The 6,070-nt window shown below is 65.5% G+C and carries 9 protein-coding genes; 2 read left to right on the forward strand and 7 right to left on the reverse strand.

What is annotated here, in order from left to right; all coding sequences use genetic code 11:
* From AB4Y84_RS10540 to AB4Y84_RS10550, 3 genes are all read right to left on the reverse strand, one after another.
* On the reverse strand, positions 1-606 hold a 606-nt coding region (locus AB4Y84_RS10540), incomplete at its 3' end, for an NAD-dependent epimerase/dehydratase family protein (RefSeq protein WP_442250104.1).
* 142 nt (positions 607-748) lie between these two features.
* Positions 749-1,522: a LytR/AlgR family response regulator transcription factor gene (locus tag AB4Y84_RS10545; protein WP_363731448.1), complete on the reverse strand. Its 774-nt coding sequence runs from the start codon at positions 1,520-1,522 to the stop codon at positions 749-751.
* Positions 1,519-2,640 carry a sensor histidine kinase gene (locus AB4Y84_RS10550; RefSeq protein ID WP_363731446.1) on the reverse strand — a complete coding sequence of 374 codons (1,122 nt, stop codon included), beginning with the start codon at positions 2,638-2,640 and terminating at the stop codon, positions 1,519-1,521. The genes AB4Y84_RS10545 and AB4Y84_RS10550 overlap by 4 nt, the downstream gene beginning before the upstream one ends.
* Positions 2,641-2,817: 177 nt before the next feature.
* On the opposite strand from AB4Y84_RS10550, the gene AB4Y84_RS10555 reads away from it, so the two are divergent.
* Together AB4Y84_RS10555 and AB4Y84_RS10560 are read left to right on the forward strand one after the other, a co-directional pair.
* Entirely contained in the window at positions 2,818-3,150 is a 333-nt protein-coding gene (locus AB4Y84_RS10555) for a hypothetical protein (protein ID WP_312106896.1), read from the forward strand.
* Positions 3,151-3,279: 129 nt separating this feature from the next.
* Complete coding sequence (locus tag AB4Y84_RS10560) at positions 3,280-3,585, forward strand: KGG domain-containing protein (RefSeq protein ID WP_442244530.1); 306 nt, start codon at positions 3,280-3,282, stop codon at positions 3,583-3,585.
* A 60-nt stretch (positions 3,586-3,645) separates the two neighbouring features.
* Here the strand turns inward: AB4Y84_RS10560 and AB4Y84_RS10565 are convergent, their stop codons facing one another.
* From AB4Y84_RS10565 to cml, 4 genes are all read right to left on the reverse strand, one after another.
* On the reverse strand, positions 3,646-3,996 hold the full coding sequence (locus AB4Y84_RS10565; protein ID WP_363731443.1) for a VOC family protein: 351 nt from the start codon (positions 3,994-3,996) through the stop codon (positions 3,646-3,648).
* A gap of 98 nt (positions 3,997-4,094) precedes the next feature.
* Positions 4,095-4,295, reverse strand: coding sequence for a hypothetical protein (locus AB4Y84_RS10570; protein WP_312106902.1), 201 nt, complete (start codon positions 4,293-4,295; stop codon positions 4,095-4,097).
* A gap of 83 nt (positions 4,296-4,378) precedes the next feature.
* Positions 4,379-4,909 (reverse strand): Rossmann fold nucleotide-binding protein, encoded by a 531-nt coding sequence (locus AB4Y84_RS10575; RefSeq protein WP_132826432.1) that lies wholly within the window; start codon positions 4,907-4,909, stop codon positions 4,379-4,381.
* Positions 4,910-5,038: 129 nt separating this feature from the next.
* A partial coding sequence (gene cml, locus AB4Y84_RS10580) for a CmlA/FloR family chloramphenicol efflux MFS transporter (RefSeq protein ID WP_442250105.1) occupies positions 5,039-6,070 on the reverse strand: 1,032 nt, incomplete at its 5' end.

Below are 6,070 nucleotides of genomic sequence, written 5' to 3' on the forward strand. Positions count from 1 at the left end.
ACGCTGGAAGGCCGCGCCTTCATCGTGCAGCAGCGCGGCATGCGCGCTGGCCACGTCGCGCGCGTCGATACCACGGTGCAGGCGGAACATCGCCATGCGGTCAGGCGGTTCGGGGAAGCAACGTGCCATCCGCAGCACGCGCACGGTGAATGTTGCACTGGCCGCTGCTTCGGCAGCCGCCTCAGCCTGCAGCTTGGTGCGGTGGTAGATCGTGCGCGGCAGCGGCTCGGTGTCCTCGTCGATCCAACGGCAGCCGCCGGACACCACGGCATGGCCGTACAACGCCGTGGTACTGGTCAGCACGAAGCGCTGCACGCCGGCTTCGCGCGCCAGCTGCAGCAGGTTCGCGGTGGCCTCCACGTTGATCTGCTGGAACACCGCGTCGGGTACCAGGCCCACGTGCGGGGCGTGCAGGGCCGCGGTGTGGATCACCGCGTCGACCCCCTGCACGGCGCGTTCCAGCGCCCGGCGATCGGTGACATCGGCAATGACGCGCGTGGTGGCGAACGGACTGCGATCCAGCCCCACCACCTCATTGGCAGCGGCCAGCGCACCGAAGATCGCCCGCCCTATCCGCCCGGAACTTCCGGTCAACAGAATCTTCATTGAATCCATTCACTCGACAGCGCCCGGGACCTACCGGGATGCCTTGATTCTAGGCAAGCCCGATGGCATCGGCGATAGGAATCGATGACATTCTGCATGCCACCCCCGTCAGGTCGGCGGCGCTTGACCGGGCAACAGGAACTCACGCCTCCGAGCGGGCCGACACCAGCCGCAGGAAGGCTTCGTTCTGGTAACGGCTCATGCGCAGCTGCTGGCCGTTCTCCAGGGTGAGTACGTGATGACCATTGAACCAGGGGTGGATCGTCCTGACCCGTGCGATGTTGACGATGGCCGAGCGATGCACCCGGGCGAAATGCCTGGGATCGAGCCGTTCAGCCAGGCTGTTCATCGTTTCGCGAAGCTCATGTACGCGATCAGCCAGATGCAGCTGCACCGTATTGCGATTGGCGCGGATCCAGAGGATGTCCTGCACCGCCAGCAGCAGCACTGCCTCGCCATCACGTACGGCGATACGCTGCAGATAATCCTCGCGCCTGCGCAGCACATCCAGCGCCTGCAGCAGGCGCGTGTTGTCGGCTGCATTGGCGGCCTGGGCCAGCCGGGATTTCGCGCGCAGCAAGGCGGCCGCGAAACGCTCGCGACTGAAGGGCTTGACGAGGTAATCCAGGGCGTTGGCTTCGAATGCGCGTACCGCGTACTGCTCGTAGGCGGTGACGAATACCGTGGCCGGCATCCGCGCGGCACCGATAGTGGCCAGCACGTCCAGACCGGTGATGCCAGGCATCTGCACATCCAGGAACACCAGGTCCGGTGACTGTGCGCGGATGGCCGCCACGGCAGACACGCCGTCACCGCACTCGGCCACACTGCCGATGTCTGCATCGCCGTGCAGCAGACGCGTCACCGCGCGCCGGGCGATCGGCTCGTCGTCCACCACAAGCACACTCAGGCTCATGTGGCACTACCGTGCACGACAAACTCGGGAGCGTCATCGGCATCGTCCAGCATCCGCAGTGGCAACCGCACCCGGCAGGCCACACCCTGCGGCCAGAGCAGGTCCAGGCGTACCTCGGCCGCATCGCCATACAGCTCGCGCAGGCGCAGCCGCGTATTGGACAGGCCGATACCATGGCCACCTGGCGCCCCGGGCTGCTGCAGCGTGCTGTTCTGGTTGCGCACCTCGATGCACAGCATGTCACCGTCGCGGCGGCCCTCGATCTCGATGGTGTCTTCGCCAAGGTTGCGGCCGATGCCATGGCGCAGCGCGTTTTCCACCAGCGGTTGCAGGATCAGGCTTGGAACCGCGCCATCAAGCAGTTCCGGTGCAACGTAGATGCGGCTGTGCAGGCGATCCTTGAAGCGCGTGCGCTGGATGCCCAGATACAGCTCGATCAACTCCAGTTCCTGGCGCAGGCTGATTTCCTGGCCATCGTAGTCTTCCAGGAAGGCACGCAGCAGCTCGCTCAGACGCAGCAGCATGTCTTCGGCACTGGCCTTGTCTTCATCCAGCAGGGTGATGATTGCGTGCAGCGTATTGAACAGGAAATGCGGCTGCAGCTGCGACTTCAATGCCAGCAACCGCGACTGCGCCAGCTCGGTCGCCATCCTGCTTGCCTCGACCTCACGGCGCACTTTTTCCTGCTGGAAATGCAGCGCCTGCTGGATCGCGAACAGGGCCCAGTAGGTCAGCAGACCCATCGCGAAATGCTGGGCGATGAAATACCACAACTGCTCGCCAAAGCTGCTGGGCTCGAACCAGGTGGACACCAGGGCGCCCACCACCATCGCCAGCGCGGTCACCCCCACGCTGGCCATCAGCTGCACGCCCAGCCCGGCCAGCCTTCGCTCCGGCTGCAGCGGATAGCGTTCGCCCAAAGTGAACACCAGCGGCGCCAGCGCCGCCCAGGTGAACCACTGGATCATCGACCAGCGCAGGTAGACCTCGAACGGGAATGACTGGCCCTGCAGGCTGTGGCTCAACACCCTCTGCAGGGTGAAGGCGAACGCCACCGCCAGCCACAGCAGCAGGTAACGCAGCACGTCGATCTGGGTATGGCCAAGGCGGATCTTCATCGCATGCGTCCCTGTGCCCGAAGCGGGCCAGCGCCATCTTAGGCACAGCGTGGCCGGCAATGAAGGGCGGCGATGGCCGATTGCGATTGGTCCCGCTGTCGCGACGATTCGTCCCGGATCGATTGCGGGCGCGTGGCCTCCACCGCCAGATAGCGATGTCCCCAACGGAGATCGCCCATGCACCTGTCCCGCGCCCTGCTCGCTGCCAGCCTGTTCTGCATTGCCGCCAGCGCACCTGCTGCGCCGCTGCACTACCTGACCCTGATCAACCGCGCCCATGCACCTGCCATGTCGGTGGAAGTCGCGGCGAGTGAATCCGACGCATTCCACGCCTTGGCATTGGCCGAGCCCATCGCGGGAGGTGGCGGCCAGGCCACCGTGGCACTGCGCGGAACCGGTTGCCGCGTCGATCTGCGCATCACCTTCAACGATGGCCGCCGGATCCTGTACAGCAACACCGATGTCTGCCGCGGTGACCGGCTGCTGATTTCGGCGCTCCCTGCGCGGTAACCCGTTGTCAAACGCATGCGCAGGACATGTGAGTCCAATATGGCCCACGTCCACGTGCCGTTAGCCCACGATGTGGAGCATGAAGCCGTCGCTGATGGCGGCATCCCATTCCACATCCGGAGACTGGCAATGGCCAACTCACATACTGGCAGCAGAAACCGTGGCTTCGCCTCGATGGACGAGGACAAACAGCGCGCGATCGCGTCGAAAGGCGGACGCGCCGCACACGCATCCGGCAATGCGCACCAGTTCAGCCCGGATGAGGCCCGCGTGGCGGGCCGCAAGGGCGGTGAAGCGATCAGCCAGGATCGTCAGCACATGGCCGCGATCGGGCGTGAAGGTGGCCATGCACGGCATGCCAGTGCCCGCCAGCAACAGCAACAGCTACAGGCCCAGGACATGCCCGGCAAACCCGATGGCAGCCAGCAGGGTTGAGTGATTACAGTCGCCTGCGCATCGGCCGCATTGCAGCGCGATCAGGCCGTCTTCTGCCGGTCAACGGTGGGCGAGGATGTTCAGCAGGCGCCCGAACGGGTCACGCACGTAGAAGCGGCGCACACCCCATGGCTCTTCGGCTGGGCCATATTCAAGCGCGATGTTCGCCCGTCGCAGGCGTTCGAGTACATCATCCAGGTCGTCCACCTCGATCGAAAGATCCGGCACCGGCGTACCCGATCCGCCTTCGCTGGCAACGCTGAGCTGTGCCAGCGCAGTGCCGTGCCCGCCATAGGTGACGATCCAGCCGTGGTCCATCACGATGTCCATGCCGAGGATGTCGCCGTAGAACGTGGCCGCCTGCGCAGGATCAGCACTGGCGATGTTGGCGACGACGCGCTTTACAGCCATGTGGCGGCTCCAGACGATCACGACCGCGCACCACGTGCTGCGGCCAGATGGAAAGGGGCCCATGGATCGGGCCCCCCAATGCGAACGATATGCAGGCCTCAGACGGCGCCGCACCTGTCCATGACACAGCGATCGTATTCGAACTGGCACTCCATGGCATCACCACCGCCGGCCACGCAGGCCTGGTAGGCCTTCCAGCACGGGAAGTCGCACGGCTGGACCGGACCGGCCACCGCCACCGAACCGGTACACGCGAGTGCAAACACTGCAGCAACGATCGCTTTCCTGATGGCTCGCATCGATATCACTCCCTGATATGCCTGGTGACTCCAGGCTGCATCACCGTAGCCGTGCGTGCGGGATAGGACGTGAAGGCGCCGGTTCAGCCTGCCAGCAATTGCAGATCACGCAGCTGCGCGCGCAACTCCGCGATGTCATGCCACGGCAATATCGGCGAGTTCCCGCGCTCATCGGGAGGGTTGCCCGGGAGCCCCTCCGACCAGCCACCCGCGCCCACCAGCGGTAGCAAAGGCCGCTTGTGCAGCCAGGCCAGGCACACTTCGGAAATCGTGCCCGCGCGCCCGCCGATGACGATGCAGGCATCGCCGGCCAAGGCCATGATCAGGTTGCGGGCATCGCCCATGCCGCATGGCACCACCACCGTTGCCGGCCAGTCTGCTGCGGGCATGCTGCCTTCCGGAATCACGCTCAGCACCGTGCCGCCAGCTGCGACTGCATGCTCGGCTGCCACCCGCGTGGCTGGGCTGCCACAGCCGCTGACCAGGGTGATTCCATTTTCGGCGAGGAACCTGCCCGCCTGTGCAGCGAGGTCGAACGCCGGTGAGCCAGGATCGGCACTCCCCAGGATGGCGATCTGGGGCTTGCGGAAGGACTTGCGGGAGGTTGGTGTCATGAAGCGACCTGGGTGACCGAACGGAAGGACAGCATGGAGACGGAACCGATCCGGGCAGCCACTGTTCAATTGCCCGACGCGGGAACGTATCACGCCAGCAGTTTGTCTTTCTGATGCTGATTGCACAGTTCACCGCCTCAGCATCACCAGGCCACCCAGGCTCAACGACGGCAGCAGCAGCCCAAAGGCCACCAGCGGCCAGACCGTATCGCCCGGCAGCAGCAGCGTCGCCAGCGTGCCAAGCGTTGCCACGATCACGCTCTGCACGGCGTAGTACAGCGCCACTGCCGTGCCGGAGGCATCGGCAAAATCGCGCAGCGCACCGTTGGCCGCCACCGCAGCCACCATCACGATGCCGATGGCCACCAGCCACATCGGCAACACGACACTGGCAAAGGATGGCGGCAGCATCGCCGTCATCGCCATGACCAGCGCGCCGCCGATCATCACCATCAGCCCACGCAGGAAACTGCCTCCAATGCCCCATCGCCCGATGAATCGAGCAGCGAAGCGCGAGGTGACGATCATCACCAGCGCCACCGTCGCGAAGGCCAGGCTGAAGCCCATCGCCGAATAGCCGGCCCTCCCCATCAGCACCCGCGGGGCGATCGAGAAAAACACGAAGAACGTGCCCATCGCCGCACTGAATCCCAATGCATGGACCCAGAAGCCGGCATTGCCGAGGATGCGCGCGAAGGCTGGCGATACGTGGACATGCTGCGGTGGCCGTGTCTCCTGCCAGCCGCGGCATGCGCGTGCACCCGCCAGCAGTCCCAGCACACCCAGCGCGATGAAAATGGCCCGCCAGCCCAGCGTATAGGCGATCAATGCGCCGAGGATCGGACCGAGCGCCGGCACGAACGCCAACATCGAGGCGAACAGGCCATAGAGCGTGGCGCCCTCGGCCGTATCGGCATACACGTCGCGCACCGTGGCGAAGGTGGCCACCAGTGCGGCCGACGCCCCAACCGCCTGCACGCCGCGCCACGCAAGGAATGCCGCACCACCGCTACACGCGGCCAGCGCGAACGACGCCAGCGTGAACAACAGCGCGCCCAGCAGCAGCACCGGCCGTCGCCCGATCCGGTCCGATAGCGGGCCGAAGATCAGCTGGCCCAGCCCCAGCACGAGCATGTACAGGCTCAGCGTCAACTGGATGAG

The sequence above is a fragment of the Stenotrophomonas sp. 2YAF22 genome (assembly GCF_052114665.1).
Lineage (GTDB): Bacteria > Pseudomonadota > Gammaproteobacteria > Xanthomonadales > Xanthomonadaceae > Stenotrophomonas > Stenotrophomonas indicatrix.